The organism is Streptomyces sp. NPDC005402, from assembly GCF_040606575.1.
In the GTDB taxonomy this organism is placed as follows: domain Bacteria; phylum Actinomycetota; class Actinomycetes; order Streptomycetales; family Streptomycetaceae; genus Streptomyces.
Window position 1 is genome coordinate 236868 of the sequence record NZ_JBEXFB010000011.1, and the last position, 26474, is coordinate 263341.

At 72.5% G+C, this 26474-nt stretch carries 25 protein-coding genes; 19 read left to right on the plus strand and 6 right to left on the minus strand.

The annotated features are described in order from the left end of the window. Positions 1 to 25: 25 nt before the first annotated feature. A complete protein-coding gene (locus ABZT02_RS23025; protein WP_356019976.1) occupies positions 26 to 595 on the plus strand; it encodes an XRE family transcriptional regulator in 570 nt (189 codons plus the stop codon). After that, on the plus strand, positions 592 to 1308 hold the full coding sequence (locus tag ABZT02_RS23030; RefSeq protein ID WP_356019978.1) for a helical backbone metal receptor: 717 nt from the start codon (positions 592 to 594) through the stop codon (positions 1306 to 1308). The genes ABZT02_RS23025 and ABZT02_RS23030 overlap by 4 nt, the downstream gene beginning before the upstream one ends. Here ABZT02_RS23030 and ABZT02_RS23035 read toward each other — a convergent pair. Next, the gene (locus tag ABZT02_RS23035; protein ID WP_356019980.1) at positions 1220 to 2344 is read right to left on the minus strand and encodes a TDT family transporter; all 1125 of its coding nucleotides are present in this window, start codon (positions 2342 to 2344) and stop codon (positions 1220 to 1222) included. The genes ABZT02_RS23030 and ABZT02_RS23035 overlap by 89 nt on opposite strands. Before the next feature lie 70 nt (positions 2345 to 2414). Between ABZT02_RS23035 and ABZT02_RS23040 the strand changes: the two genes are divergently transcribed. Beyond that, a complete protein-coding gene (locus tag ABZT02_RS23040) occupies positions 2415 to 3341 on the plus strand; it encodes a LysR family transcriptional regulator (RefSeq protein WP_356019982.1) in 927 nt (308 codons plus the stop codon). Between the two features lie 61 nt (positions 3342 to 3402). Continuing rightward, positions 3403 to 4362: an aminoglycoside phosphotransferase family protein gene (locus ABZT02_RS23045; protein WP_356019985.1), complete on the plus strand. Its 960-nt coding sequence runs from the start codon at positions 3403 to 3405 to the stop codon at positions 4360 to 4362. Here ABZT02_RS23045 and ABZT02_RS23050 read toward each other — a convergent pair. Further along, positions 4340 to 5032: a gamma-glutamyl-gamma-aminobutyrate hydrolase family protein gene (locus ABZT02_RS23050; protein WP_356019987.1), complete on the minus strand. Its 693-nt coding sequence runs from the start codon at positions 5030 to 5032 to the stop codon at positions 4340 to 4342. The two genes, ABZT02_RS23045 and ABZT02_RS23050, sit on opposite strands and share 23 nt — an antisense overlap. A 67-nt stretch (positions 5033 to 5099) precedes the next feature. Continuing rightward, positions 5100 to 5837, minus strand: a complete 738-nt coding sequence (locus ABZT02_RS23055; protein WP_356019989.1) for an FCD domain-containing protein — start codon at positions 5835 to 5837, stop codon at positions 5100 to 5102. A gap of 95 nt (positions 5838 to 5932) precedes the next feature. On the opposite strand from ABZT02_RS23055, the gene ABZT02_RS23060 reads away from it, so the two are divergent. Genes ABZT02_RS23060 through ABZT02_RS23075 form a run of 4 tightly spaced genes read left to right on the plus strand, consistent with a single transcriptional unit; the run spans position 5933 to position 10269 of the window. After that, the gene (locus ABZT02_RS23060) at positions 5933 to 7291 is read left to right on the plus strand and encodes a glutamine synthetase family protein (protein WP_356019991.1); all 1359 of its coding nucleotides are present in this window, start codon (positions 5933 to 5935) and stop codon (positions 7289 to 7291) included. A 27-nt stretch (positions 7292 to 7318) separates the two neighbouring features. Continuing rightward, positions 7319 to 8692 (plus strand): aldehyde dehydrogenase family protein, encoded by a 1374-nt coding sequence (locus tag ABZT02_RS23065; RefSeq protein WP_356019993.1) that lies wholly within the window; start codon positions 7319 to 7321, stop codon positions 8690 to 8692. Then, positions 8689 to 9489, plus strand: coding sequence for a 3-oxoacyl-ACP reductase (locus tag ABZT02_RS23070; RefSeq protein WP_356019996.1), 801 nt, complete (start codon positions 8689 to 8691; stop codon positions 9487 to 9489). Before ABZT02_RS23065 ends, ABZT02_RS23070 begins: the two co-directional genes overlap by 4 nt. Before the next feature lie 21 nt (positions 9490 to 9510). Then, entirely contained in the window at positions 9511 to 10269 is a 759-nt protein-coding gene (locus ABZT02_RS23075; RefSeq protein ID WP_356019998.1) for a DUF2510 domain-containing protein, read from the plus strand. Position 10270: 1 nt separating this feature from the next. On the opposite strand, the gene ABZT02_RS23080 is transcribed toward ABZT02_RS23075, so the two are convergent. Beyond that, positions 10271 to 11473, minus strand: coding sequence for an amino acid deaminase/aldolase (locus ABZT02_RS23080; protein WP_356020000.1), 1203 nt, complete (start codon positions 11471 to 11473; stop codon positions 10271 to 10273). Positions 11474 to 13196: 1723 nt separating this feature from the next. Here ABZT02_RS23080 and ABZT02_RS23085 point away from each other — a divergent pair. Next, positions 13197 to 14000 carry a hypothetical protein gene (locus tag ABZT02_RS23085; RefSeq protein ID WP_356020146.1) on the plus strand — a complete coding sequence of 268 codons (804 nt, stop codon included), beginning with the start codon at positions 13197 to 13199 and terminating at the stop codon, positions 13998 to 14000. Continuing rightward, positions 13997 to 15181, plus strand: a complete 1185-nt coding sequence (gene mycP / locus ABZT02_RS23090) for a type VII secretion-associated serine protease mycosin (RefSeq protein ID WP_356020002.1) — start codon at positions 13997 to 13999, stop codon at positions 15179 to 15181. The genes ABZT02_RS23085 and mycP overlap by 4 nt, the downstream gene beginning before the upstream one ends. A 31-nt stretch (positions 15182 to 15212) precedes the next feature. Here mycP and ABZT02_RS23095 read toward each other — a convergent pair whose 3' ends face one another. Beyond that, the gene (locus tag ABZT02_RS23095; protein ID WP_356020005.1) at positions 15213 to 16202 is read right to left on the minus strand and encodes a serine hydrolase; all 990 of its coding nucleotides are present in this window, start codon (positions 16200 to 16202) and stop codon (positions 15213 to 15215) included. 150 nt (positions 16203 to 16352) lie between these two features. On the opposite strand from ABZT02_RS23095, the gene ABZT02_RS23100 reads away from it, so the two are divergent. Beyond that, on the plus strand, positions 16353 to 17084 hold the full coding sequence (locus ABZT02_RS23100) for an SseB family protein (RefSeq protein WP_356020007.1): 732 nt from the start codon (positions 16353 to 16355) through the stop codon (positions 17082 to 17084). Position 17085: 1 nt separating this feature from the next. Here ABZT02_RS23100 and ABZT02_RS23105 read toward each other — a convergent pair whose 3' ends face one another. Further along, entirely contained in the window at positions 17086 to 17442 is a 357-nt protein-coding gene (locus tag ABZT02_RS23105; RefSeq protein WP_356020009.1) for a DUF1844 domain-containing protein, read from the minus strand. Positions 17443 to 17804: 362 nt separating this feature from the next. On the opposite strand from ABZT02_RS23105, the gene infC reads away from it, so the two are divergent. The 8 genes from infC to ABZT02_RS23145 all read left to right on the plus strand — a co-directional run bounded on the left by infC (position 17805) and on the right by ABZT02_RS23145 (position 26403). After that, on the plus strand, positions 17805 to 18494 hold the full coding sequence (infC, locus tag ABZT02_RS23110; RefSeq protein ID WP_356020148.1) for a translation initiation factor IF-3: 690 nt from the start codon (positions 17805 to 17807) through the stop codon (positions 18492 to 18494). A 109-nt stretch (positions 18495 to 18603) separates the two neighbouring features. Then, positions 18604 to 18798: a 50S ribosomal protein L35 gene (gene rpmI / locus ABZT02_RS23115; protein WP_003977225.1), complete on the plus strand. Its 195-nt coding sequence runs from the start codon at positions 18604 to 18606 to the stop codon at positions 18796 to 18798. 97 nt (positions 18799 to 18895) lie between these two features. Beyond that, entirely contained in the window at positions 18896 to 19279 is a 384-nt protein-coding gene (gene rplT, locus ABZT02_RS23120) for a 50S ribosomal protein L20 (RefSeq protein ID WP_020132316.1), read from the plus strand. A 158-nt stretch (positions 19280 to 19437) separates the two neighbouring features. After that, a complete protein-coding gene (locus tag ABZT02_RS23125) occupies positions 19438 to 20283 on the plus strand; it encodes an RNA methyltransferase (protein ID WP_356020011.1) in 846 nt (281 codons plus the stop codon). A gap of 49 nt (positions 20284 to 20332) precedes the next feature. Next, positions 20333 to 21451, plus strand: coding sequence for an ATP-binding protein (locus ABZT02_RS23130; protein ID WP_356020013.1), 1119 nt, complete (start codon positions 20333 to 20335; stop codon positions 21449 to 21451). A 139-nt stretch (positions 21452 to 21590) separates the two neighbouring features. Next, positions 21591 to 22712 (plus strand): phenylalanine--tRNA ligase subunit alpha, encoded by a 1122-nt coding sequence (gene pheS / locus ABZT02_RS23135; protein ID WP_356020016.1) that lies wholly within the window; start codon positions 21591 to 21593, stop codon positions 22710 to 22712. After that, a complete protein-coding gene (pheT, locus tag ABZT02_RS23140) occupies positions 22712 to 25210 on the plus strand; it encodes a phenylalanine--tRNA ligase subunit beta (RefSeq protein ID WP_356020018.1) in 2499 nt (832 codons plus the stop codon). Before pheS ends, pheT begins: the two co-directional genes overlap by 1 nt. 146 nt (positions 25211 to 25356) lie before the next feature. Further along, positions 25357 to 26403, plus strand: coding sequence for a PP2C family protein-serine/threonine phosphatase (locus tag ABZT02_RS23145; protein ID WP_356020021.1), 1047 nt, complete (start codon positions 25357 to 25359; stop codon positions 26401 to 26403). The last annotated feature ends 71 nt before the right edge of the window (positions 26404 to 26474 follow it).

Below are 26474 nucleotides of genomic sequence, written 5' to 3' on the forward strand. Positions count from 1 at the left end.
ACGAGCCAAGGAGGGAGCCGGAGCCATGGGCGACCACAAAGAACAGCCCCTTCGGGTCGGCGCGGCCGTGCGCCGCAGGCGCCGCGCGCTGGAGCTCACCCTCGCCGTCGTCGCCGAGCGCAGCGGCCTCTCGGTCCCCTTCCTGAGCCAGATCGAGAACGAACGCGCCCGCCCCAGCCGCAGCTCCCTGGAGAAGGTCGCCGACGCGCTGCGCACCACGGCCGTCGAACTCCTCGCCGCCGCCGACCCGGCGTGCAGCGTCGACGTCGTGCACGCCGAGGGCCCGGAGCAGGACTACGAACCCCGGATGCGCTCCCTGGTGCGCGGCCACCACCAGATGCACGCCCAGGAGTTCACCGGCGATCATGACGCGGGCCGTGAATTCCAGTACCGCAACGACCAGTTGATGTACGTCGCCGACGGCGGGGTGGACGTCGAGGCCGAGGGCCGCGCCTACCGGCTGGGCCGCGGCGACACCCTGTACCTCACCGGCGGGGTGCGGCACCGCTGGCGGGCGACCGTGGCGGACACCCGCGTGGTCGTCGTCGCCGTGGCCGAGCACATCGAGGCGGTCCAGGACCGGCCCCGGCAGTGAGAGTCGTCTCCCTGGTCCCCTCGCTGACCGAGGCGATCGCCCGCTCGGCACCCGGCGTCCTGGTCGGCGCCACCGACTGGTGCACCCATCCGGCCGACCTCGACGTCACCCGGATCGGCGGCACCAAGAACCCCGAGGTCGACCGGATCGCCGCCCTCGCCCCCGACCTGGTGATCGCCAACGAGGAGGAGAATCGCGAGCCGGATCTCGAAGCACTGCGCGAGGCGGGCCTGGAGGTCCTGGTCACCGAGGTCCGGAACGTCCCGCAGGCCCTCCGGGAGCTGACCCGGGTCGTCGAGGCGTGTGGTGGCGTACGACCGCGCTGGCTGGACGAGGCCGAGGAGGCGTGGTCGGCACTCGAACCCCCGTCGCGCCGCACGACGGCAGTCGTGCCCATCTGGCGGCGGCCGTGGATGGTGCTGGGCCGGGACACGTTCGCGGGCGATGTGCTGTCCCGGCTGGGCGTGGACCACGTGTACACCACCCACGCGGACCGCTATCCGCGCATCCCGCTGGAGGAGCTGCGGGCGGCGGCCCCGGACGTGGTGGTCCTGCCGGACGAGCCGTACCGCTTCGCCCCCGACGATGGCCCGGAGGCCTTCCCCGGCCTGCCCTGCGCACTCGTCAGCGGACGGCACCAGACGTGGTACGGGCCGTCGCTGTCCGAAGCACCACGGGCACTGGGCGAGGCCCTGCGAGCAGCGCTCCGCTGAGCAGCCCGCGCGCGGTGTGCAGGGCGGCCGTGCCCCAGGCGGCGACGAGAAGGACGTAGAGCCCGGTGGCGAGCCAGTCGTAGACGACGAGTCCGGTGTGCCGAGCCAGCGCCTCGGCGCCCGTGACGCAGGTGCCGACCGGGAAGGTGAACGCCCACCAGGTCATCGAGAACCCCATCCCGTGCCGGCGGGCACGCACCACATGCGCGCCGGCGAGCGCCAGCCACAGCAGTGCGAACCCCATGACGGGAACGCCGTACAGGACCGCGAGGACGCCGAAGCCCTGGCTGGAGGGGGCCGGGACGACACCGGGGGCCACGTCCGCGAACTTGCCGACGGCGGTGGTGGACTGGCCGAGCGGGCCGAGCACCAGGAAGAGGGCCGGGGTGAGGGCGAGGGGGAGCGGTCCGCCGGTGACGATCCGGGCGAAGACGAGCGGCAGCATCACCAGGGTGGCGAGAAGGCTGAGCCCGAACATCGCGAAGCAGCCGAGGAGCAGGGTCTCGCGCGGCTGACCGGCGGGGAGATACGGCACGAGGAGCGGCCCGAGGGCGGCGGACACCATGGGCGCGACGAGGGGGAGCAGCCATACGGGCGTGGCCTGCCGCGGCTCGACCCGCTGCCGTACGGCCATGAGGTACGGCACGGCGACGGCGGCCGCGAGCCCCACGGCCGTACCGGCGGTGAACAGCACGGCGTCGAGAGCGACCGCGGCCGTCGTCCCGATCCAGTCCCGGCCGACGGTGAGGGCGCCGCCGCCGACCGCCAGCAGGGCCATGGCGAGGCAGCCGTAGAAGGGGGCCGTGGCGGGGTCGAGGAGGTGGGCGCGGGCCTGGTCGGCGTGGTGGCGCCAGTGCAGGGCGCGGGCGCAGAGGAGGGCGAGCAGCAGGGCGAGGGACAGGAGCCAGACGGCGGCGCAGATCGTGCGCAGGCCGGGGAGGTGCACGGGGAGCGCGACGCCGGCGGTGGCGACGATCGCGGTACCCATGACGGCGGCGTACCAGTTCGGCCCGAGGTGACGGACGGCGGTGACCATGTCTCCACGGTGTCGTCCGGGAAGGGCGGCGACCAGGGAGTACGGCTCTATGAGGGCATAAACTGTCTTTATGAGCGGTGTGGAGGAGCGAGGGGCGGCGGTGGGCGGTGGGCTGTCCCACCGGGTGCCAGATCTCGGGGCGCTGGAGCTGCTGCTGGCCGTGGCGCGGCTGGGGAGCCTGGGCGGGGCGGCGCGGGAACTGGGCATCACCCAACCGGCGGCGAGCAGCCGGATCCGCTCCATGGAAAGGCAGTTGGGAGTCGCCCTGGTCGACCGCTCACCCCGCGGCTCCCGGCTCACCGACGCCGGGGCGCTGGTGACCGACTGGGCGCGGCGGATCGTGGCGGCGGCGGAGGCCTTCGACGCCGGTGCGCAGGCGCTGCGGGTCCGCAGGGACTCCCGGCTCCGGGTGGCGGCGAGCATGACGATCGCGGAGTACCTGCTGCCGGGGTGGCTCCTCGCCCTGCGCGCGGGGCGCCCGGACACGGCGGTGTCGCTGCACGCGGGGAACTCCGCGACGGTGGCGGAGCGGTTGCTGTCGGACGAGGCGGACCTCGGCTTCGTGGAGGGCCTGACGGTCCCTTCCGGCCTCGACTCGGTGGTGATAGCGCACGACCACCTGATCGTCGTGACGGCCCCGGGGCACGTCTGGGCCCGCCGCCGACGCCCCCTGGAAGCCGCCGAACTGGCCGTGACGCCGCTGATCCTCCGGGAGAAGGGGTCGGGCACCCGCCAGGTCCTGGACACGGCTCTGGGAGGCCTGGCCCGCCCCCTGATCGAGCTCTCCTCCACCACGGCGGTGAAGGCCGCGGCGGTGAGCGGGGCGGGACCTGCCGTCCTGAGCGAACTGGCGGTGGGCGAGGAGCTGGCGATGCGCCGGCTGGTGCGGGTGCCGGTGGACGGGGTGTCGCTGGCCCGGGATTTGCGGGCGGTGTGGCCCACGGGCCACCGCCCGGTGGGCCCGGCGAGGGACCTGCTGTCGCTGACGCGGGCTTGACGCCTTCTCGCGGGGCGAAAACCCGTGGCCCGCGGCACTGCGGACCCGCACCATGAAGTGCATGACCGCCACCACCCCACCCGCCACCGGCGTCCGAACCCCCTGGGAAGAACTCCCCCCGGCTGTCCGCGACGCGGTGGCGGCCGTGCTCGGTGCCGAGGTCGTCCACTCCGTCACCCAACCCGGCGGATTCTCCCCCGGCGTCGCGGCGCGCGTCCGCACCGCCACCGGCCACCGCGCCTTCGTCAAGGCCGTCAGCAGCGACAGCAACCCCCACAGTCCCGGGCTCCACCGCACCGAGGCCCGCAATGCCGCCGCGCTTCCCGCCACCGTTTCGGCACCCCGCCTTCTCGGCACCTACGACGACGGCACCTGGGTGGCCCTCGTCTACGAGGACGTCCCCGGCCGGCAGCCCCATGTCCCGTGGCGCAACGCCGAGTTGGAACGCGTCCTGGACGCCGTGACCGAGCTGAGCCGCACGCTCACCCCGTCTCCGCTCGATGCCCCACCCGCCGCCACAGCCCTCGCCCGCACCTTCAACGGCTGGCAACGACTCCTGGACGGTGAGGACAAGAACCTCGCCGAACGCCTGGACCCCTGGGCCGGCGCCCACCTGCCCCGCCTCGCGGAACTCGCCGCCGCCTGGCCCGAGGCCGTCACCGGCGACACCCTCGCCCACGCCGACCTGCGGGCCGACAACATCCTGCTCGCCGACGACGGCCGTACCGTGTTCGTCGACTGGCCGCACGCCCTGCGTGCCGCCCCGTGGTTCGACCTGCTGGTGATGCTGCCGTGCGTCCGTGCCCAGGGCGGTCCGGACCCGGAGGGGTTGTTCACGGCACATCCGCTGGGCGCGGCCGCCGACCCGGACGCCGTCACCACCGCCCTCGCGGCCGTGACCGGCTACTTCCTCTACAACTGTCTGCTGCCACCGCCCCCGGGCATCCCCACCGTCCGGGCCTTCCAACGGGCTCAGGGCGATGCGGCCCTGGCCTGGCTCAGACGTCGGCCGCAGCTTTGACGAGGGCCCGCATCACCCGCAGGTCCTCGCCCATCTCCGGATGCCACTGCACCCCCAACACCCAGTGCGGGCCCGGGAGTTCCACGGCCTCCACCGTGCCGTCCGCTGCGTACGCCGACGGCAGGAGGCCCTGCCCGAGGCGGTCCACCGCCTGGTGGTGGTAGGTCGGTACGGGGGTCTCCTCCGGGGCGAGATCGCCGTAGACCGTGCCCGGTACGGGCTTGACCGGGTGGTGGCCGAAGACGCCCGGCAACTCCGCGTGCCCGTCGATGTGCTGGACGAGGGTGCCGCCCAGGGCGACGTTCAGGAGCTGCATGCCCCGGCAGATGCCCAGCAGGGGGATGCGCGCGGTCAAGGCGGCTTGGATCAGGGCCAGTTCCCAGGCGTCGCGGGCACGGGCCGGTGGGCCGGTGCGGGGGTCGGGGGTGGCGCCGTAGCGGGCCGGCTCCACGTCCGGGCCGCCCGCGATGACCAGGCCGTCCAGGCGGGCCACCGTCGCCGCCGCGTGCTCCGGGGCGTCCGGCGGGAGCATCGCGGCCAGACCGCCGGCCCGCTGCACCAGCCGTGGATAGCCGGCCGGGAGCAGCACCGCCTCCAGCTCCCAGACGCGCCAGCGCGCGTCGGCCTCCAGATACGTGCTGACGCCGATCAGCGGTCGTGCGGTCGTCACTCGGCCCTCCCAGGCTTGCAATGGCCCACTGTCATACCTTTGCCCCCAGGGCCACCCCACGGCAAGGTCACGCCAGAAATCCCCGCAGCAGCGCCGCCGTCCCCGCGCAGTGCTCCCGCATCATCTCCCGCGCCCCGTCGGCGTCCCCGTCAAGGACCGCCTCGACCAGCGCCGCGTGCTGCCGCTGCGAGTGCTCCAGGTTGCGCACCAGGAGCGGGATGCAGTCCAGGAGGTCGTTCACCGAGGCGCGTACCGCCGCGTACTGCGCGGTCAGTGTCGGTGAACCGCACAGTTCGGCGAGGGTCAGGTGCAGCAGCGTGTCCTGGCGCCGGTAGTCCGCCAGCCGGGCCTCCTGCGTGGCCGCCAGCGCCGCCCGCAGCCGCTCCGCCTGCCCGTCCGCGAGTCCGTGCGCCGCGCACAGGCCCGCCGCGCCCACCTCCAGGACCTCCCGGAAACGCAGCACGTCCTCGATGTCCGCCTCGGCTATCCGCCGCCTCAGTTCCTCCTCACCCACCGCGTTCGGCGTACGGGGCAGCACGAACGTGCCCCCGTACCGCCCGCGCCGCGACTCCACCAGCCCCTGGTCCTGGAGCACCTTCAGCACCTCGCGCAGCGTCACCCGGCTGATCCCGAGCCGCTCCGCGAGCTCCCGCTCGGCCGGCAGCCGCTCGCCCCCCGGCACCAGCCCGAGCCGCACCACCTGGAGGATCTGCTCCAGCGCCTCCTCGAAGCCGTTGCCCGCCCTGACCGGCCGCAGCACCGGCGTCAAGCGGTCGTCCGGGCCGCCGTCAGCGTCCACCGACATATGGCCGAGCCCCCTTCCCAAGCATTGGTTCAGAGCAATACCTTATGGCTCCCGGCCCGGTCGGAAAAACGCGCAGCAGCCGAAGGAGCTCTCCCGTGGCAGACCGCACACCCCCGCTCAGCGTCGAGGAGCTGCACGCCCTCGTCGCGGGCGGCGAGATCGACACCGTCGTCCTGGCCTTCCCGGACATGCAAGGACGGCTTCAGGGCAAGAGGTTCGCGGCCCGCTTCTTCCTCGACGAGGTACTCCACCACGGCACCGAGGGCTGCAACTACCTCCTCGCCGTCGACACCGAGATGAACACGGTCGACGGCTACGCGATGTCCTCCTGGGACCGCGGCTACGGCGACTTCGCCATGCACCCCGACCTCGGCACCCTGCGCCGCGTCCCCTGGAACGCCGGTACGGCCATGCTGATCGCCGACCTCGCCTGGAACGACGGCTCCCCGGTCGTCGCCGCACCCCGCCAGATCCTGCGCCGCCAGCTGGAGCGGCTCGCCGAACTCGGCTACACCGCCCAGGTCGGCACCGAGCTGGAGTTCATCGTCTTCAAGGACACCTACGAGCAGGCCTGGGACGCGCACTACCGCGGACTGACGCCAGCGAACCAGTACAACATCGACTACTCGGTGCTCGGGACCGGCCGTATCGAGCCGCTGCTCCGCAGGATCCGCAACGACATGACGGCCGCCGGTCTCACCGTCGAGTCCGCCAAGGGCGAGTGCAACCCCGGCCAGCACGAGATCGTGTTCAAGTACGACGAGGCCCTGACCACCTGCGACCAGCACGCGATCTACAAGACCGGCGCCAAGGAGATCGCCGCCCAGGAGGGCGTGTCGCTCACCTTCATGGCCAAGTACAACGAGCGCGAGGGCAACTCCTGCCACATCCACCTCTCGCTCGCCGACGCCGCCGGCAACAACGCGATGGCGGGCCCGGACGGGATGTCGGAGGTGATGCGGTACTTCCTCGCGGGTCAGCTCGCGGCCCTGAGAGACTTCTCGCTCCTCTACGCTCCCAACATCAACTCCTACAAGCGGTTCCAGCCGGGCTCCTTCGCCCCCACGGCCGTCGCCTGGGGCCACGACAACCGCACCTGCGCGCTGCGGGTCGTGGGCCACGGCCGCTCCCTGCGCTTCGAGAACCGGCTGCCCGGCGGTGACGTCAACCCGCACCTCGCGGTCGCCGGACTGGTCGCGGCCGGTCTTCACGGCATCGAGCAGAAGCTGGAGCTGCCGGAGGTCTGTACGGGCAACGCCTACACCGGCGAGTACGCGCACGTCCCCACCACCCTGCGCGAGGCCGCCGAGCTCTGGGAGAACAGCCCGATCGCCAGGGCCGCCTTCGGCGACGAGGTCGTCGCCCACTACCGCAACATGGCCCGCGTCGAGCTCGAAGCCTTCGACGCGGCGGTCACCGACTGGGAGCTGCGCCGCTCCTTCGAACGTCTGTGATGTCGAACGTCTGTGAGAGGTACTTCGTTGTCGTACGAGCATGAGCTGACCGTCCTCAACCCCGCCACCGAGGAGGTCGTCGCCACCGTCCCCGCCGCCACCGCGGCCGACGTGGACGCGGCGGTCGCCCGCGCGGCGAAGGCGCAGGTCCGCTGGGCGGCCCTCGCCCCCGCCGACCGGGCCCGGCTGCTGCGCCGGTTCGCCGACGTCGTCGACCGACACGTCGAGCAACTGGCCCGGCTGGAGGTCCGGGAAGCCGGTCACCTCCTCGGCAACGCCCGCTGGGAGGCCGGCAACGTCCGGGACCTGCTCGCCTATGCGGCCGGGGGAGTGGAGCGGCTGAACGGCCGCCAGATCCCGGTCCCCGGCGGCCTCGACGTCACGATCCTCGAACCCCTCGGTGTGGTCGGCGTCATCGCGCCCTGGAACTTCCCCATGCCGATCGCCGCCTGGGGTACCGCCCCCGCGCTCGCCGCCGGCAACGCCGTCGTCCTCAAGCCCGCCGAGACCACCCCGCTCACCGCCCTGCGGCTCGCCGAACTCGCCCTGGAGGCAGGGCTGCCGGAGGGCCTGTTCCAGGTGCTGCCGGGGCACGGGCCGGTCGCGGGCACCGCCCTCGTCGAGCACCCCGGCGTCGCGAAGATCGTCTTCACCGGATCCACCCGCACCGGCCGTGACGTCATGGAGCGCTGCGCCCGCCAGGTCAAGCCGGTCACCCTCGAACTCGGCGGCAAGAGCCCCAACATCGTCTTCGCCGACGCGGACCTCGCCCAGGCCGTCGACCCGTTCTCCTTCCTCGACAACTCCGGCCAGGACTGCTGCGCCCGAACCCGGATCCTGGTCCAGGAGTCGGTGTACGACGAGGTCCGGGAGCTGCTCGCCGAGGCCGTCGCCTCCGTGGTCGTCGGCGACCCGGCCGACGAGAAGACCCAGATGGGCCCGCTGATCTCCCGTCAGCAGCTGGACCGGGTACGGGCGTTGGTGCCGGAAAGCGCACCCGGCCTGCGCGGCAGCGCCCCCGACGGGCCCGGTTTCTGGTTCGCGCCGACCGTCCTGACCGGCGAGGCACCCGACTCCGAGGCCGCACGCGAGGAGATTTTCGGCCCGGTCGCCGTCCTGCTGCCCTTCACCGACGAGGAGGACGCGATCCGGCTCGCCAACGACACCCCCTACGGCCTCTCCGGCTCCCTGTGGACCCGCGACATCGGCCGCGCCCTACGCCTGTCCCGGGCCGTCAAGGCGGGCAACCTGTCCGTCAACTCCCACTCCAGCGTCCGCTACTGGACCCCCTTCGGCGGCTACAAGCAGTCCGGACTCGGCCGGGAACTCGGCCCGGACGCCCTGACCGCCTTCACCGAGACCAAGAACGTCTTCATCAGCACGGAAGGCCCCGCCCAGTGACCTCTTCGACCTCTTCGACCGATCAGACCGTGTGCCGCCGCCTCGTCGGCCGCACGGCCGTCATCACCGGAGCCGGCAGCGGCATCGGCCTCGCCACCGCCCGCCGACTCGCCTCCGAGGGCGCCAACGTCGTCTGCGCCGACGTCGACGAGGCCCGCGGCAAGGCCGCCGCGGACGAGGTCGGCGGGCTCTTCGTCAAGGTCGACGTCACCGACCCGGAGCAGGTCGACGCCCTGTTCAGGACGGCGTACGACACCTACGGCAGCGTCGACGTCGCCTTCAACAACGCGGGCATCTCCCCGCCCGACGACGACTCCATCCTGGAGACCGGGCTGGAGGCCTGGAAGCGCGTCCAGGAGGTCAACCTGACCTCCGTCTACCTGTGCTGCAAGGCCGCGATCCCCTACATGCGGCGGCAGGGCAAGGGGTCCATCATCAACACGGCGTCCTTCGTGGCGAGGATGGGCGCGGCCACGTCCCAGATCTCGTACACGGCCTCCAAGGGCGGTGTGCTCGCCATGTCCCGTGAACTGGGCGTGCAGTTCGCGCGGGAGGGCATCCGCGTGAACGCCCTGTGCCCGGGCCCGGTCAACACCCCGCTGCTCCAGGAGCTGTTCGCCAAGGACCCCGAGCGGGCCGCCCGCCGCCTGGTCCACATTCCGGTCGGCCGGTTCGCCGAGGCCGAGGAGATCGCCGCCGCCGTCGCCTTCCTGGCCAGCGACGACTCCTCCTTCGTCAACGCCAGCGACTTCCTCGTGGACGGCGGCATCTCGGGGGCGTACGTCACGCCGATGTAGGTCTGGTCCTACAGTGCCCCCATGAGCAGGACGCTCCCGCCCGGCTGGTACCCGGACCCCGACGCTCCGCTGCTGGAGCGCCGGTGGGACGGGACCGCCTGGACGGACCACCGGCGCGTCCCCGAGGCCCCCGGCCCGCCACGAGCGGTCGGCGGGGCATCGGGGCGCGCCAAGGCCGTCGCCCTCACGACCTCCGGGGTCGTCCTCGTCGCCGCGATCGTCAGCGGGGCGTTCGCCCTCGCCCGGGGCGACGGGGACGACGTGGTGGCCGACACGGCACCGACGGTCGCGAGCCCCTCGCCCACCACCGCCGCCCCGGCCCCGTCCCGCCTGGTCGACGAACTCGACGGCATCAGCCTGCCGTTGCCGGACGGCTGGAGCCCCTCGAAGTACGTCACCCGCGACAACGTCGTGATGACCACCGAGGGCGGCAGGGTCTTCACGCACACACCGCCCCGGAACTCCGGGAACTCCCCGGCAGGGCTCGCCAGGAAGGACATACCGCGGGCCGCCGACAGTTCCTACGGCGCCGTCCGCGGCCACCGGGTCGTCAGATCGGAGCGCGTCGCCGTCGGCGGATGCACCGGATACCTGGTGCGCTGGAGAGTGCAGACGGCCCAGGGGCCCGGTGGTTACGTCCAGTCGCTGGCCTGCTCTCCGGGCCGCGGCGGACCCCCGGCCGCAGTCGTCGTCCGTTTCGCCTTCGACGCGGGTCCGGGCGGGCCGCCGCTCGCCGACATGGACCGCATCACCGAGGGCATCCGGCCGGTCGAGCGTTGACTCAGAGGAACGTGTGGCCCTCCCCGCGGTACGTCGGGACGGTCGCCGTCACCGCGTCCCCCTCGATCAGGTGCAGCGTCTCGAACCGCTCGCACAGCTCACCGGCCTTGGCGTGCCGGAACCACACCTTGTCGCCCAGCAGCAGGTCGTCGGCGGGGGCGCCGAGCAGCGGGGTCTGCACCTCGCCGGGCCCCTCCTGCGGGTCGTACTTCAGCCCCTCCGGCAGATACGGCACCGGCAGCCGGTCGGGACCGGCCGCGCCGGAGGCCGGGTAGCCGCCGCCGAGGACGGTCACGACACCCACCCCGGGCCTGCGCACGACGGGCAAGGCGAACAGGGCCGCCGGACGCCCGCTGAAGGACGTGTAGTTGTCGAACAGCCTCGGCACGTACAGCCCCGAACCCGCGCCGATCTCCGTGACGGCGTCCTCCGCGGCGGTGTGCTGCACACTGCCCGTGCCGCCGCCGTTGACGAACTCCAGGTCGGGTACGACGGCCCGCACCGCGTTCACCACGGCGGCGCGGCGCTCGGCCAGCTCCCGGCGGGCGGTGGCCTGCATCAGCCGGACGGCCCGGGAACGCAACGGCCGTCCGGCCACCGAGTCCCCGACTCCCGCGATGTGCCCCTCGTAGGCCATGATCCCCACGACCTCGAACCCGGGGCGCCGGGCCACCGCGCGGGCCATGTCGGCGACCTGGGCGGGGGAGTGCAGCGGCGAACGCCGGGCGCCGACGCGGACCTTGCCGCCGAGGAGCTTCAGCGAGGTGTCCAACTCCAGGCAGACCCGGATCACTTCGGTGCCGCCCGCGCGGGCCCCGTCGATGAAGGCGAGCTGCGCGGGGTCGTCGACCATCACCGTCACGGCGGCCGCGAGCTTGGGATCGGCGGCGAGTTCGGCGTACCCGGCGCGGTCGGCGGAGGGGTAGGCGAGCAGGATGTCGTCGAAGCCGCCCCGGGCCAGCCACAGGGACTCGGCGAGGGTGAAGGACATGATGCCCGCGAAGCCGTCCCTGGCCAGGACGCGTTCGAGCAGTGCCCGGCATCGCACGGACTTGCTGGCGACGCGGATGGGTTTCCCCGCCGCCCGGCGGACGAGATCGTCCGCGTTGGCGTCGAAGGCGTCCAGGTCCACGATCGCGAGGGGGGCGTCGAGAGGGGCGGTGGCCCGGTCGTAACGGGCCCGGTCGGCGGCGCGCGCAGTCATGAACGAAGCCTGCCAGACAGGATTACCGCAGGGTAGGGGGACGTTCCGGGCAGATGCCCCCGGCCTGGCGGACTGGTTCCCGTTCGCCCAGGAACAAGCCGTAGAGTGACGCGCACGCACGCAGGGCCGTACGCCCCCGTCGCCGCCGCGCCGGGATGCCGGCCCTTCCGTGCGGGTATGCGTGCCCGGACGGCCGTCTTCCACACCGAGGACTCCGACGCGGGGCCCGCGTCACGACCGAACGGCCCGGACATGAGGAAACGGGGGGTGCATGAGCACGGAAGCACGCCGCGCCTCGATTCCTCCACGGCCGGCTCAGCCGCCGACGGTGGGCGAGAGCGGACCCCGGTCCGAGCCGGCCGACGAGTCGGTCGAGCGAGAGATCGTCGAGCCGGGCGGACGGACCAACGACGACTCCGACTGGCAGGCCTTCGGAGAGCGGAACCGACAGGGCTCCGCGACGCCGGCCCGACCGACGTTCGGCGGGTTCGACTGGCAGGGGTCAGCAGAGACCGACAGTCGCGTGCCGAGCGGCGGGCAGGGGCGTGAGCCTGCCTTCGGGAGCGCTGGTGCGGGTCGACAGGACGTCGGCGCCATGGCTCCTCGCGCACTCGGCGACATGAACGCGGGGCGGGAGTCCGGCCTGCCGGGTGGGGAACGGTCCCAGGGATCGACCGCCGCGGGTCGACGGCCCATACGTACGACGAACGGCAGTGACCCGGCTTCGGCGCCGACCCGCGGCGAGGCGCACGCCACGTCCGACGGCCGTAGGACCGACGGGGACGGTTTTGGCGGTCGAGCCCCCTCGACGCCCGCGGACAACTCCGGCACGAAGGCGCGGTCCGCCGCCGGCCCCCGCAACACCCGGCGCGAGGAGTCCCCGAGCTCGGGAGCCCCGTACCCCGGCAGCATTCCGCCCCCACCCCCGGCCTCGGCCCGCTTCCCCGACGCGCCACCGGCCTCCGGTGGGGCGGATTCCCGCACGGACGCGGGCCACCGTGGAGTACGCGCAGGCAGCTCCACGCCGGGTGACAGGACACCTCGGCCCGGCTCGGCGACGCCGGTGCCCTCGTCCGGGCGCGACACCGACGCGTCCCCGCCGCACCCCGACTCGCGCAGGCCCGCTCCCGGGCCGATGCCGCCCGCTTCAGGTGTCCGGCAGCGCCCGGCGAGCGAGACTCCGGACGCGTACAGGCCGGGCACCGGTGGCCCGTCCGCGGCACCCTCCACTAACGCGGCCGCTCCCGGCCCGATGCCGCCCGCTTCGAGCGCCGCGAACCGTGTTCCGGGTGCCCAGCCGCGTCCGACGGGCACCGGCAGCGCCGCGGTGCCGCCCCGGCCGAGGTTGCAGCCCACCGTGCCCCCACGTCGTACCGGCGCCCCCGCCGAGACCGCCTCGGAGACGACCTTCCGGATGCGGCCCGTCCCGGCGGCCGGGGACGGCCGTACGGAGTCCGCGTCCCGGGGAGACTCCGGCGGCACCGACGTACCACCCATGCCCGACACCCGCCCCGGCTCCGGACCGCGGACCGGCTCTCGGCCGGGTGCGCCCGCCCGTCCCGGGTTCCCGCCGCGCCCCACGCGGGAAGCGCCGGGCGCCACAGGTGCGCCGCCGGCGCCCACGGCACCGCCTCGGACCGCCCCCCTCACACCCGATCCCGCTCTCTCCTGGAGCGCCGCCCTGCCCTCGCAGTCCGGAACTCCCGGCAACGGGCGGCCTGTCGTGTCGTTCGGGGAGCCCGAGGTCGGTTACAAGGAGCGGTCGTGGGGGGTGCGGATCCCTCCCCGCATCGCCGCCGTGGCCGCGTGCGTCGTGCTCGGGCTCGGGCTCATCGGCGGTGCCGTGACCGGGAGCTGGCTGATCGGGGACTCCGGGGACGAGGCCGGCGGCGACACCTTCACCCAGGCCGGCGAGCTGTGGCACAGCGTGCCCGTCGACCAGCTGTTCCCGCCGACCGTGGACGGCCGGGGCGCCGGGCCCGGCGGCGCCGACCGCACCTGGACGCGGATCGCGGTCGCCCCGGACAGCGGCTGCCAGGGCGCTTTCGACCCCCTGCTGCGCAAGGCCCTCGCCCCCGTCGGCTGCGAACGCCTCCTGCGCGCCACCTACACGGACGCCACCCGGAGCTACGTCACCACCGTCGGCCTCCTCTTCACCGACGCCGACGCCACCGCCATGCGCGACCTCGACACCCGCTTCACCCGGGAGGGCCTGGACACCCGCACCGACCTGATGCCGCTCCCGTACGCCGCCAAGAACACCCTCGCGGCGGGATTCGGCGCCCAGCAGCGTGCCTCCTGGACGGTCTCCGTCCTCACCGACGCCCCGGTCGTCGCCTATGCCGTCTCCGGCTGGGCGGACGGCCGCAAGGTCGACACCCCGGAGTCCGCCGAGAAGGCCATGGAGTCCGGCGACACCACCCCCGCCGCCCAGGCCGGACTCGGCAACGAGGCCCAGGGCCTGGCCGACCGTGTCGAACGCGCCCTGCGCAAGACCGTCACCTCGCCCCCGGAGCAGCCCTCATGAGCGTCACCACCCGCAGGGCAGGTCTCCTGAGTGTCCTCGTCGCCGCCTCCGTGGCCCTCGTCCCGCCCACCGCCGCGCACGCCGACGGCATCCGCGCCAAGCAGTGGGCCCTGGACGCCATGCACACCCAGCAGGCCTGGCAGACCACCAAGGGCGCGGGCGTCACCGTCGCCGTCCTGGACACCGGTGTCGAGAACGACCACCCCGACCTCGTCGGCAACGTCCTCACTGGCAAGGACATGATCGGCTTCGGCGCCACCCGGGGCGACCGCTCCTGGGCCCGGCACGGCACCGCCATGGCCGGCATCATCGCCGGTCACGGGCACGGCGTGGGCAACGGCGACGGGGTCATGGGCATCGCCCCCGAGGCGAAGATCCTCCCCGTCCGCGTGATCCTGGAGGACGGCGACGCGGCCCGCGCCAAGGCCCGCAACACCCGCGGCAACGCGCTCGCCGAGGGCATCCGCTGGGCCGCCGACCACGGCGCCGACGTCATCAACCTCTCCCTCGGCGACGACTCCGCCTCCGCGCACCCCGAGGCCGGCGAGGACGACGCCGTCCAGTACGCGCTCAAGAAGGGCGCCGTCGTCGTCGCCTCGGCGGGCAACGGCGGCGAGAAGGGCGACCACATCTCCTACCCGGCCGCCTACCCGGGCGTCATCGCCGCCACCGCCGTCGACAAGTTCGGCACCCGCGCCTCCTTCTCCACCCGCCGCTGGTACGCCACGGTCGCGGCCCCCGGCGACGACGTGGTCATCGCCGACCCCGACCACAAGTACTACGAGGGGTGGGGCACCAGCGCCGCCTCCGCGTTCGTCTCCGGCGCGGTCGCCCTCGTCAGGGCCGCCCACCCCGACCTGACGCCCGCGCAGATCAAGCGTCTGCTGGAGGACACGGCCCGCAACGCCCCCGCCGGCGGCCGCGACGACTCCCGGGGCTTCGGCTTCGTCGACCCCGCGGCCGCGCTCAAGGCGGCGGACCGTCTGAAGCCGGAGGGCCTGCAACCGGCCTCCTACGGCGAGAAGTACTTCGGCCCGGGCCCGGACACCGCCAAGTCCGATGATGGCACGGTCAGTTGGGCGGCCCCGCTGGCGGGCGGCCTGGGCGTGGCCCTGCTGATCGCCGCGGTGGTCCTGTGGCGCGGCCGCCGCGGCCCCCGTCGGTCCCACGAAAGCTTCTGAGTCGGGAAGCTTCGGGGGCGGGACCGAAGCCTCAGCGAGCCACCGCACTCGTGGCGTTCGCCGACGCGGACGCGTCCGCACCCGTGAAGACCGAGACCGCCGCTTTCGCCGCCGCCTCCACCAGCGAGATCCCCTTCGCCTGCGTGGAGTTGCCGTCCGACAGCACGGCCACCAGATACTCGTGGCCGTCCACCGTGACCCGCCCGATGCTGTTGACGTCCCACAGCCCGGTCGTACTGCGCGGCAGCCACCCGTTCTTCAGCGCCCAGCCGGATCCGTCGGCCGCGGCCGACACCCCCCACTGCTGATCGGCCTCAATCTGCCCCATCAGGTGCTGGAGGTACGACCGCGAGGCCTCACTCAGCTCCGAGTCGTCCCCGAACACCTGCTGGAGCAGGGTGAGTTGGTCGGCCGCCGTGGTCCGGGTCAGCCCCCACAACGCCCCGTCGCCGCCCGCAGTACCGGTCAGCCCGAACCTCTCGTTCGCCGCGTCGAGCCCCGCGGCCTTCCCGATGATGTCCCACAGCGCGGACGCCGAGGCGTTGTCGCTGTTCTCGATCATCGTCGTGGCGTACGCCTTCTCCCGCGCGCTCAGCCGCGTACCCGCCTCCTGGTGCCGGAGCAGCAGCGCCGCCAGGATGTCGACCTTCACGATGCTCGCCGTGTCGAAGGCACCGTCGCCGCGGACCGCGCTGTCGCCCGACTCCAGGTCGAGCACCGCCACCGAGACCCTCTGCTCGCCCGTCACGCCGACCGGCCTCATGGCGACGGCCAGCTGCTCGTCGAGATCCACCACCTGCTCCGCCACGGCCGCCTCCTGAGTCGTCGTCGCCGACGAGGGCGAGACCGACGGCGTCGCCGCCGACGATACGGCGCCGCCTGCGGAGTGCGCCCGCGCCTTCACGTACACGGTCCCGCCGGCTGTGGCGCCGACGATCGCGACGCAGGCGAGCGCGGTGTACATCAAAGGCCGTCGGGGGAACCTGCGGGCGCGGCGTCTGGCGGCTCTGGAGGACTCCATGCCGCCGATGCTCGGGCGGCCGACTGTGCGGGCCGTTAGACGGACGTTAGAGCTGTGTCAGCGAACTCTGAGAAACCCGTGAAAGCGGTCACGGCCGGGTTTCCGGGCCCGCACAACCCCAGCAGCAAGCCCCCTATAGGGTCGGTGACCGTGGCGAACAAGAACATTCCCGACCCCGGCTTCTCCGACGACGACGGCTCCGCCGACCCCCGGCTGAGTGCGGCGCTCGCGGCCTGGGCCGAGGACCGCGCGGCCGTGGGCCCCGTCCTGGAGGCCCTCAAGGGCGCCCGGCTGCTCGTCCCCGTGGTGGCCGTGCTCGGCGAGGTCGAGGAGGACGAGAACGGACTGCGCCGCGAGAAGACCAGCGACATGGCCGTCCCCACCCTCAAGGCCGGATCCCGGACCGCCCTGCCGGCCTTCACCTCCACCGACTCGCTGGCCCGCTGGGATCCCGAGGCCCGCCCCGTCGCCGTACCGCTGCACCAGGCGCTGCAGGCCGCCGCGCAAGAGAAGGCGGACACGGTGGTGCTGGACCTGGCGGGTCCGGTGCCCTTCGAGCTGACCGGCCCCGCGCTGCTCGCGCTCGCCGAGGGCCGCGCGAGCACCGACCCGCTGGCCGATCCGGCCGTCATCGGTGCCGTACGGGACGCCGTGGCCGCCGAACCCGCCGTGCTCCGCGCCCACCTCGGGCCGGGGCAGGCCGACGGCACCCTGGCTCTCGTGCTGGAGCCGTCCGCGACGCCCGCGGCCGCCGCACAGGCCGTCGCCGAGCGGCTCGCCGCCGACGAGACACTGAGGGCCCGCCTGGTGCGCGGCCTCGACCTGGCAGTCCTGCCGGCCGGTGCCACGCCTCCGGGCGAGCCCTTGTACGTACGGGGATGAACTAGCCGTAGATCGGCCCGGTGTACTTCTCACCCGGGCCGTGGCCCGGCTCGTCCGGGACCAGGGACGCCTCGCGGAAGGCCAGCTGGAGGGACTTCAGGCCGTCCCGGAGCGGAGCCGCGTGGAAGGAGCTGATCTCCGTCGCGCTGCCGTCCAGCAGACCGGCGAGGGCGTGGATCAGCTTGCGGGCCTCGTCCAGGTCCTTGTACTTGTCGCCCTCCTCGGTCAGGCCGAGCTTCACGGCGGCGGCGCTCATCAGGTTGACCGCGACCGTCACGATCACCTCGACGGCGGGGACCTCGGCGATGTCGCGGGTCATCTCGTCGAAGTCGGGGGACGCGGGAGGGGTGTCACTCATGTCCCACACGATAGGGCCCGGTGCCCGCCGGTTCGCACCACCCCCGGGGTCCTGCTAAACTTGGGTGACGACCGGCTGGACATTCGCGTGTCCGGCCCACAAGTGGAGGCTCCGATCTCCCACCTGACCGCCCTCCGGGACGGCGGGTCACCCCGGTCAGGCGGCCACCATCGTTCCGTACGGACGATGGAGTCGCCCGAAAGCGCGCCCCGTGTCATCGCGGCGGTGCTCCGGCAGTGTTTTGGAGCCCCGTCTGTGATCGTCCGGGGCATTTTTTGTGCCTCGGCGCGGTTAGGTCTGACGAAAAATGACATAAGCGGCTGTCCGCCAGACCGCCGTGTGGTGCTAACCGAGGAGGATCCATCAGCGCCGAGCCCCGCATCAACGACCGGATTCGCGTTCCAGAGGTGCGACTTGTCGGTCCCAGTGGCGAGCAGGTGGGCATCGTCCCGCTGGCCAAGGCACTGGAGCTTGCGCAGGAGTACGACCTGGACCTGGTCGAGGTGGCGGCTACCGCCCGTCCGCCTGTGTGCAAGCTCATGGACTACGGGAAGTTCAAGTACGAGTCGGCCATGAAGGCCCGTGAGGCGCGCAAGAACCAGGCGCACACGGTCATCAAGGAGATGAAACTCCGGCCGAAGATCGACCCGCACGACTATGACACCAAGAAGGGTCACGTCGTCCGGTTCCTCAAGCAGGGCGACAAGGTCAAGATCACGATCATGTTCCGTGGTCGCGAGCAGTCCCGGCCCGAGCTGGGCTACCGACTGCTGCAGCGGCTCGCGGAGGACGTGGCCGACCTCGGGTTCGTGGAGTCGAACCCGAAGCAGGACGGCCGAAACATGATCATGGTTCTCGGTCCGCACAAGAAGAAGACCGAGGCGATGGCCGAGGCCCGCCAGGCGCAGGAAGCCCGCAAGGCAGACGCGAAGGCCAACCCCGGCAAGTCGCAGAACGCCGCGGAGTCCGACTACGTCGAGGACGACGCCGACGTCGAGGGCGAGGCCGAGGTCGAGGTCGAGGCCCCGGCAGAGGCTCCCGCCGAGGCGTGACCCCGGGGGACGTGAGTCCCCAGGACCCAACCGATACAAGAGCGACGCTCACAGTGCCCGGTTTCAGGACCGGGCACCGGAGCGCCACCGACGAGGAGAGAACGGCGCTATGCCGAAGAACAAGTCGCACAGCGGTGCCAGCAAGCGCTTCAAGATCACCGGCTCCGGCAAGGTGCTGCGCGAGCGCGCCGGCAAGCGCCACCTGCTCGAGCACAAGTCGTCCCGCGTGACGCGTCGCCTCACCGGCAACGCCGAGATGGCCCCGGGCGACGCCGCGAAGATCAAGAAGCTTCTCGGCAAGTGAGGCCGGGCGCCCAGCGCCTGAAGAACCTCTAGACCGGGACCCAATCGATACCGGGTCGTGTGAGTCCAACCACGGCCCCGCTACAAGGAGTTAACAAGTGGCACGCGTCAAGCGGGCAGTCAACGCCCACAAGAAGCGCCGGGCGATCCTCGAGGCGGCCTCCGGCTACCGCGGTCAGCGTTCGCGCCTGTACCGCAAGGCCAAGGAGCAGGTCACCCACTCGCTGGTCTACAACTACAACGACCGCAAGAAGCGCAAGGGTGACTTCCGTCGGCTGTGGATCCAGCGCATCAACGCCGCTGCCCGCGCCAACGGCATCACGTACAACCGCTTCATCCAGGGTCTGAACGCGGCGAACATCGAGGTCGACCGCAAGATCCTGGCCGAGCTGGCCGTCAACGACGCGACCGCGTTCGCCGCGCTCGTCGAGGTCGCCCAGAAGGCTCTGCCCGCGGACGTGAACGCGCCGAAGGCCGCGTGACGCTGCGCTGGCTCTAGGCCGACGTGACTTGATGGACCCGTGGGCTTCTGCCCGCGGGTCCGTTGCGTTGAGTGGTGCGGGACGGCCGGGCACCGCCGTAATCCGCCGTCGTGGTCGATCGCCGTTGCGGCGGAAAACTGGTACCGAAGGTGAGTCGCATGCCCCCCGTCACCCCCGAGCTGATTTCCCCCCGTTCCCCGCGCGTCTCCGCCGCCAGGCGGCTCGCCAGGCGGAACTTCCGGGGGAAGGAGCGGCTGTTCCTGGCCGAGGGGCCGCAGGCCGTGCGGGAGGCCGCCGGGCACGGGCTGGTGGAGCTGTTCGCCACCGTGGAGGCGGCGGAACGGTACACGGACATCATCGGGGAGGCCCGGGCCGTCGGGGCCCGTGTGCACCTCGCCTCCGAGGACGTTATCGCGGACATCTCCACCACCGTCACCCCGCAGGGGCTCGTCGGGGTCTGCCGGTTCCTCGACACCCCCTTCGAGGAGATCCTCGCCGCCCGGCCGAAGCTCGTCGCCGTGCTCGCCAACGTGCGGGACCCGGGGAACGCCGGCACCGTCCTGCGGTGCGCCGACGCCGCCGGTGCCGAGGCCGTCGTACTGACCGACGCGTCCGTCGATCTCTACAACCCCAAGGCGGTACGCGCCTCCGTGGGCTCCCTGTTCCATCTGCCCGTCGCCGTGGGCGTGCCCGTGGAGGAGGCCGTCGCGGGGCTCAGGCAGGCCGGTGTGCGGATCCTCGCGGCCGACGGGGCAGGCACCGACGACCTCGACGCCGAGCTCGACCAGGGCACCATGGGCGGGCCGACCGCCTGGGTGTTCGGCAACGAGGCCTGGGGGCTCCCGGAGGAGACCCGCGCACTCGCGGACGCCGTGGTACGCGTCCCGATCCACGGGAAGGCCGAGAGCCTGAACCTCGCCACCGCGGCCGCCGTATGTCTCTATGCGTCAGCCCGTGCACAGCGCGCCTCCGGAGGGTGCCGTTCCGTCACCGAGAACCAGTAAGGTGACCAGCTCGGGGGCCCCTCAGACGCCTGAGAGGTGGGGTACGGGGATGAGTGTCGGCACGAGGAGCGCGCAGGGCGTGTCCGAGGCCTGTGCCGGTGGTCCCGCCGAGCTCGGCATCGATCCCGACCAGCTGCCCGACGGCCTCGTCGTCGCGGACGAGCAGGGCCGCGTGATCTGCTTCAACGCCGCCGCGGCCCGGATCACCGCCCGGCCCGCCGAGGACGCCCTCGGACAGCGGCTGGAGAAGGCCCTGCCATTAGAGGACCTGGAGGGGCGGCGCTGGTGGCAGCTGACCGATCCGTACGGTGGCCTCGCGATCCGCAGGCGACAGCCCGAGCGGAATCTGCTGCTGCCCGGCGGCCGTGAGGTCCTCGTCTCCGCGCAGTACGTGCGCACCGGGCCCACCGGACCCGTCCACCGGGTCGTCGTCAGCCTGCGCGACACCGAGGCCCGCCGCCGCACCGAACGCAGCCACGCCGAGCTGATCGCCACCGTGGCCCACGAGCTCAGGTCCCCGCTCACCTCCGTCAAGGGCTTCACCGCGACCCTCCTCGCCAAGTGGGAGAGGTTCACCGACGACCAGAAACGGCTGATGCTGGAGACCGTCGACGCGGACGCCGACCGGGTCACCCGGCTCATCGCCGAGCTCCTCGACATCTCCCGCATCGACTCCGGGCGCCTCGAAGTCAGGCGCCAGCCCGTCGACATCGGCGCCGCCGTCGGACGCCACATCCAGGCCTACGTCGCCGCCGGCCTCGCCGCCGACCGGTTCCTGCTCCGCCTCGAACAGCCGCTGCCCATGCTGTGGGCCGACCCCGACAAGATCGACCAGGTGCTCAGCAACCTGCTCGAAAATGCGGTGCGGCACGGCGAGGGAACCGTCACGATTGACATCACGCCCACGGCGTCCCCCCGCGAGGGAGAGGACACCGGTACGTCGGTCACGGTGAGCGACGAGGGTCCCGGCATCCCGGAGGAGTCCATGAACCGCGTCTTCACCCGCTTCTGGCGGGGCAGCAAGCGCGGTGGCACCGGCCTCGGGCTCTACATCGTCAAGGGCATCGTCGAAGCCCACGGCGGCACCATCACGGTCGGCCGCGGCCCTCAGGGCGGCGCCGAATTCCGATTTACGTTGCCCGTGAGCACTCCGGCCTATCTGACCTGAGTGCCCGCGGGCACCTGCGTACATCACCACCCCGTTAGACTCGGCCTTTGGCACCCATGTGTCCCATGGACGGCCCTCTGACCTCTGAGTGAGTCGGTGACGGGGACCTTCAGCCAGCCAATCGGAAGCACGGGAAGAGATGTCGGCACCGAACAAGTCGTACGACCCTGTAGAGGTCGAGGCCCTGAAACCGGAAGAGATCGAGCGCATGCGGGACGAGGCGCTCGCCGCCTTCGCGGCCGCGGACTCCCTCGACGCGCTCCAGGAGGCCAAGGTCGCCCACACCGGGGGCGCCTCCCCGCTGGCCCTCGCCAACCGCGAGATCGGCGCCCTGCCTCCGCACGCCAAGGCCGCCGCGGGCAAGCTCGTGGGCCAGGCCCGCGGCGCGGTGAACAAGGCCCTCGCCGGCCGCCAGGCCGAGCTGGAGGCCGAGCGCGACCAGCGCGTGCTGGTCGAGGAGGCGGTGGACGTCACGCTGCCGTACGACCGCGTACCGGCCGGCGCCCGCCACCCGCTCACCACGCTCTCCGAGCGCATCGAGGACGTCTTCGTGGCCATGGGCTACGAGGTCGCCGAGGGCCCGCAGGTCGAGGCCGAGTGGTTCAACTTCGACGCGCTCAACATCGGCCCGGACCACCCGGCCCGCGGTGAGCAGGACACCTTCTTCGTCGAAGGTCCCGAGGGCGGCACCGAGTCCGGCGTCGTGCTGCGCACCCACACCTCGCCCGTGCAGATCCGCTCGCTGCTCAGCCGTGAGCTGCCGGTGTACGTGATCTGCCCCGGGGTCGTCTACCGCACCGACGAGCTGGACGCCACGCACACCCCGGTCTTCCGTCAGGTCGAGCTGCTGGCCGTCGACGAGGGCCTGACCATGGCCGACCTCAAGGGCACCATGGACCACATGGTCCAGGCCCTGTTCGGCGAGGGCATGAAGACCCGGCTGCGCCCGAACTTCTTCCCCTTCACCGAGCCGTCCGCCGAGATGGACATGGTGTGCTACGTCTGCCGCGGCGAGTCCGTCGGCAACCCCGACCGCCCCTGCCGCACCTGCTCCTCCGAGGGCTGGATCGAGCTGGGCGGCTGCGGAATGGTCAACCCCAAGGTGCTCACCGCCTGTGGCGTCGACCCGCAGAAGTACAGCGGCTTCGCCTTCGGGTTCGGCATCGAGCGGATGCTGATGTTCCGCCACAACGTCGAGGACATGCGAGACATGGTCGAGGGTGACATCCGGTTCACCCGGCCGTTCGGGATGGAGATCTGATGCGGGTCCCGCTTTCTTGGCTGCGGGAGTACGTCGACCTGCCGGCGACCGAAACCGGCCGTGACGTCCAGGCCAAGCTCGTTTCCGCGGGCCTCGAGGTCGAGACCGTCGAGCACCTCGGCGCCGACCTCAAGGGCCCCCTGGTCGTCGGCCAGGTGCTGACCATCGAGGAGCTGGAGGGCTTCAAGAAGCCGATCCGCTTCTGCGCGGTCGACGTCGGCCAGGCCAACGGCACCGGCGAGCCGCAGGAGATCGTCTGCGGTGCGCGGAACTTCCAGGTCGGTGACAAGGTCGTCGTCGTGCTGCCCGGCGCGACCCTGCCCGGCGGTTTCTCGATCTCCGCCCGCAAGACCTACGGCAGGACCTCCCACGGCATGATCTGCTCCGGCGACGAGCTGGGCATGGGCGACGACGGCAGCCACGGCATCATCGTGCTGCCCCCGGAGACCGAGGTCGGCAAGGACGCCATCGAGCTCCTGGAGCTGGTCGACGAGGTCCTGGACATCGCCGTCACCGCCAACCGCGGCGACTGCCTGTCGATCCGCGGCGTGGCCCGCGAGGCCGCCATCGCCTACGGCCTGCCGCTGCGCGACCCGGCCCTGCTCGACGTCCCGGGCCCGAACGCCTTCGGCTACCCGGTCCAGGTCTCCGACCCGTTCGGCTGCGACCGCTTCACCGCGCGCACCGTCACCGGCCTGAGCCCCGAGGCCCGCTCCCCGCTCTGGCTCCAGCGCCGGCTCCAGAAGGTCGGCATGCGCCCGATCTCGCTCGCCGTCGACGTCACCAACTACGTGATGATGGAGCTCGGCCAGCCGCTGCACGCCTACGACCGCTCCCAGGTCCAGGGCACCATCGGCGTCCGCCGGGCGGCCGAGGGCGAGCAGATCAAGACCCTCGACGGCGTCGAGCGGAAGCTCCACGCCGAGGACCTGGTCATCACGGACGACCGCGGGCCGATCGGCCTCGCCGGCGTGATGGGCGGCGCCAACACCGAGATCGCCGACCACGCCGAGGGTGAAGGCACGACCGACGTCGTCATCGAGGCCGCCCACTTCGACGCGGTCTCCATCGCGCGTACCGCCCGTCGCCACAAGCTGTCCTCCGAGGCGTCCCGGCGCTTCGAGCGCGGTGTCGACCCGCAGGCCGCCGCCGCTGCCGCGCAGCGCACGGTCGACCTGCTGGTGCTGCTCGCGGGCGGCACCGCCGAGGCCGGTGTCACCGAGGTCGTCGCCCCGTCGGCCCCGCACACCATCAGCGTCCCGGCGGACCACCCCGACAAGGTCGCGGGTGTCTCCTACGGCCGCGAGACGGTCGTACGGCGTCTTCAGGAAGTCGGCTGCGACGTGTACGGGCAGGACGAGCTGATCGTCACCGTGCCGTCCTGGCGTCCCGACCTCCAGGAGATCAACGACCTGGCCGAAGAGGTCATCCGGCTGGAGGGCTACGAGAACCTGCCCTCCACGCTGCCCAGGCCGCCGGCCGGGCGTGGCCTGACCCATCGGCAGCGGCTGCACCGCCGGGCGGGCCGGGTGCTGGCCGGTGCCGGGTACGTCGAGGCGCCGAACTACCCCTTCGTCTCCGAGCAGGTCTTCGACCAGCTGGGCCTGGAAGCGGATGACCCGGCCCGCCGTGTCGTCAGGCTGACCAACCCGCTCAACGACGAGGAGCCCGCGCTGCGGACCTCGCTGCTGCCGGGGCTGCTCGGTGCGCTGCGGCGCAACGACGGGCGGGGTTCGCACGATCTGGCGCTGTTCGAGACCGGGCTGGTCTTCCTGCCGCGCTCGGAGCAGCGGGTCGCCGCGGTGCTGCCGGTCGACCGGCGCCCCACGGACGCGGAGATCGCCGAGTTGGACGCCGCGCTGCCCGAGCAACCGCGACACGTGGCCGTGGTGCTCGCCGGTGCCCGGGAACAGGCCGGCTGGTGGGGCAAGGGCCGTCCGGCCGACTGGGCCGACGCGGTCGAGGCCGGTCGCCTGGTCGCGCGGGAGGCCGGAGTCGAACTGGTCGTCCGCCGTGGGCAGTACGGGCCGTGGCACCCGGGGCGGTGCGCCGAGTTCGTCGTCGGCGACACCGTGGTGGGGCACGCCGGTGAGCTGCACCCGCGGGTCGTGAAGGCGTTCGGGCTGCCCGCGCGTACCTGTGCGATGGAGCTGGACCTGGACGTACTGGAGGCGGCCGGCGACGACACCCCGCAGGCGCCGGGCATCTCCACCTTCCCGGTGGCCACGCAGGATGTCGCCCTGGTCGTCGACAAGTTCGTGCCGCACGCCGAGGTCGAGGCCGCCCTGCGTGCGGGCGCGGGTGAACTCCTCGAGGCGATCCGGCTGTTCGACGTGTACGAGAACGAGGAGCAGCTGGGCGACGGCAAGAAGTCGCTGGCCTACGCGCTGCGGTTCCGTGCGGGGGACCGGACGCTGACCGTGGACGAGGCTTCCGCGGCTCGCGACGCGGCGGTCGCCCTCGCGGGCGAGCGCACGGGGGCTGTACTGCGCGGTTGAGCGAGCGGGAAGCGCGGGCACCTCACTCGATAGGGTGAGTTCCCCCAGCGATCCCGGCCTTTCGGCCCATGCGGCCGACAGAATCGGACCGGCCTTTCAAGGCCGGTCCGATTGCGTGTGCGGGGCCTGGTTGGGGGGTCGTCGGCATGATGTGCATCAAGGCTGCGGTTCCCCGGGTGGGGTCGCTGCGTCGGGTGCTCTCGATGGGACTGCCCACCGCCTGGGGTGCCGTCGCGATCACGTACAAGCTGACCTGTCCGCTCGCGCAGCAGAACGCCCTGGGCGCGCGGGTCGTCACCAGTGCCGTGTTCTTCGCGGTGGGCACCGGGCTGGTCGTCCATGTCCGGCGCGCCCTGCTGCGGGAACTCCGGCGGGCGCGTCAGGTCGCGGACGTCGCCCAGAGCGTGCTGCTGCGTCCGGTGCCCCCGCGCATCGACGGGCTCACCGTGGCCGCGGCCCAGCTGTCCGCCGACCGGGGCGCCACCATCGGCGGCGACCTGTACGAGGCCGCCGCCACGGAACAGGGCGTACGGGTCGTCATGGGCGACGTCCGTGGCCACGGCCTCGCCGCCATCGGTACGGCCGCCGCGGTCCTCGGCAGCTTCCGCGAGGCCGTCCACGACGAGCCCGACCTCCAGGGAGTGCTGCGCAGGCTCGACCGCACGCTCGCCCGGCACCTGCGCGAGCGCGCCGAACAGGACGGCACGGTCGCCGAGGAGTTCGTCACCGTACTGCTCCTGGAGATCGGTGGCGACGGGGAGCTGCGTGCTCTGAGCTGCGGTCATCCGTGGCCGTACCTGCTCAGTGGCTCAGTGGTCGAGCCCCTCTCCCGTGCCGACCCCCTGCCTCCCCTCGGCCCGTTCCCGCTGCCCCGCGAGTTGCCGCAGCTGCACTGCGGCCCGCTGCTGCCGGGCGAGACCCTGGTCCTGTACACGGACGGTGCCGAGGACGCGCGGGATGGTCATGGCCGGTTCTTTTCCCTGCCCGCAGCGCTTCAGGAGGCCGCTCACGCCTCACCGCAGACCATATTGGGCGCGGTGTTCACGGAGTTGCTGAACCACACGGGTGGCGCGCCGACGGATGACGTCGCCCTACTGGCACTTCGGAACGAACGTCACCACCCACGCCCCCTGGGGGCGCGGGGAACCGCGCGACCAGCCACGACACACCCGCAGCCGACCACGCACCTCTAGTGGCACCCCCTTGGCCGCCACTCAGCCCACGGCCAGGCCACCGCACTGTACGAGGGGGAGCCGGCGGCCCG

Bases quoted from the DNA above. Each gene is read 5' to 3' on its own strand.
- ABZT02_RS23095 (WP_356020005.1), bottom strand. From the start codon at position 16,202: ATGGAGTCCTCCAGAGCCGCCAGACGCCGCGCCCGCAGGTTCCCCCGA.
- rpmI (WP_003977225.1), top strand. From the start codon at position 18,604: ATGCCGAAGAACAAGTCGCACAGCGGTGCCAGCAAGCGCTTCAAGATC.
- ABZT02_RS23125 (WP_356020011.1), top strand. From the start codon at position 19,438: ATGCCCCCCGTCACCCCCGAGCTGATTTCCCCCCGTTCCCCGCGCGTC.
- mycP (WP_356020002.1), top strand. From the start codon at position 13,997: ATGAGCGTCACCACCCGCAGGGCAGGTCTCCTGAGTGTCCTCGTCGCC.
- ABZT02_RS23075 (WP_356019998.1), top strand. From the start codon at position 9,511: ATGAGCAGGACGCTCCCGCCCGGCTGGTACCCGGACCCCGACGCTCCG.
- ABZT02_RS23105 (WP_356020009.1), bottom strand. From the start codon at position 17,442: ATGAGTGACACCCCTCCCGCGTCCCCCGACTTCGACGAGATGACCCGC.
- ABZT02_RS23040 (WP_356019982.1), top strand. From the start codon at position 2,415: ATGAGCGGTGTGGAGGAGCGAGGGGCGGCGGTGGGCGGTGGGCTGTCC.
- pheS (WP_356020016.1), top strand. From the start codon at position 21,591: ATGTCGGCACCGAACAAGTCGTACGACCCTGTAGAGGTCGAGGCCCTG.
- pheT (WP_356020018.1), top strand. From the start codon at position 22,712: ATGCGGGTCCCGCTTTCTTGGCTGCGGGAGTACGTCGACCTGCCGGCG.
- ABZT02_RS23145 (WP_356020021.1), top strand. From the start codon at position 25,357: ATGATGTGCATCAAGGCTGCGGTTCCCCGGGTGGGGTCGCTGCGTCGG.
- ABZT02_RS23130 (WP_356020013.1), top strand. From the start codon at position 20,333: ATGAGTGTCGGCACGAGGAGCGCGCAGGGCGTGTCCGAGGCCTGTGCC.
- ABZT02_RS23080 (WP_356020000.1), bottom strand. From the start codon at position 11,473: ATGACTGCGCGCGCCGCCGACCGGGCCCGTTACGACCGGGCCACCGCC.
- ABZT02_RS23035 (WP_356019980.1), bottom strand. From the start codon at position 2,344: ATGGTCACCGCCGTCCGTCACCTCGGGCCGAACTGGTACGCCGCCGTC.
- ABZT02_RS23055 (WP_356019989.1), bottom strand. From the start codon at position 5,837: ATGTCGGTGGACGCTGACGGCGGCCCGGACGACCGCTTGACGCCGGTG.
- ABZT02_RS23025 (WP_356019976.1), top strand. From the start codon at position 26: ATGGGCGACCACAAAGAACAGCCCCTTCGGGTCGGCGCGGCCGTGCGC.
- ABZT02_RS23045 (WP_356019985.1), top strand. From the start codon at position 3,403: ATGACCGCCACCACCCCACCCGCCACCGGCGTCCGAACCCCCTGGGAA.